This is a genomic window from Variovorax sp. P4_D9 (assembly GCF_056401695.1).
On sequence record NZ_JBFUIU010001762.1, the window covers coordinates 1 to 535 of the forward strand.

At 62.4% G+C, this 535-nt stretch carries 2 protein-coding genes; one reads left to right on the forward strand and one right to left on the reverse strand.

Translation table 11 applies throughout. From position 1 onward, the window contains the following. The coding region (locus tag AC1DY5_RS58210; RefSeq protein ID WP_478123124.1) for a hypothetical protein at positions 1-220 on the reverse strand (220 nt) is incomplete at its 3' end. Here AC1DY5_RS58210 and AC1DY5_RS58215 point away from each other — a divergent pair. After that, positions 219-458, forward strand: coding sequence for a hypothetical protein (locus tag AC1DY5_RS58215; protein ID WP_478123125.1), 240 nt, complete (start codon positions 219-221; stop codon positions 456-458). The two genes, AC1DY5_RS58210 and AC1DY5_RS58215, sit on opposite strands and share 2 nt — an antisense overlap. Positions 459-535: the final 77 nt, after the last annotated feature.

Below are 535 nucleotides of genomic sequence, written 5' to 3' on the forward strand. Positions count from 1 at the left end.
GCGCGTTCGCCCTGACCACCGGCAACAACAGCCCAAACAGTTCGGCCGACTTTGCATAGGGAATCGTCGCGGCCAATCGGCTTTGCACGAACTCAAGTTCCGCCGAGATCCAGCGCCGGCTACGGTGGCTGGTGCTTTTCGCGCCGGCTGAGCGTGCAGCGGCGCCATCGCGGCACGCGGACCCGAACAGTGCCGAAAAGGCTGGCGTAGTGGATGTCATGGTAGTCCTTCTTGACGGCACGGTTCAACCCGCAGCTTTCGCACCGGCGCTGCCCGGCAACCAGCAGTTCAACCTGCCGCGTTACGATTTGGGTCTGCAATCGCGCGAGCATTGCCTTGCCGTCGGCAAGGCTCAAGCCCAGAGTCGCGATGGTCGGTTGCGCGACGACCTCCAGCGTGAGCAGCGGTTGCGGGTCGGATTCCGCCGTGTCCTCGCAAAAAAACGAGGATCAGTTTGATCTGCATGGCCACTCCAGGGGAGAACGGAAGAACCATTCTTCTCTGTCCTGCCGTCGGATGTCAGCGGGCACTGACC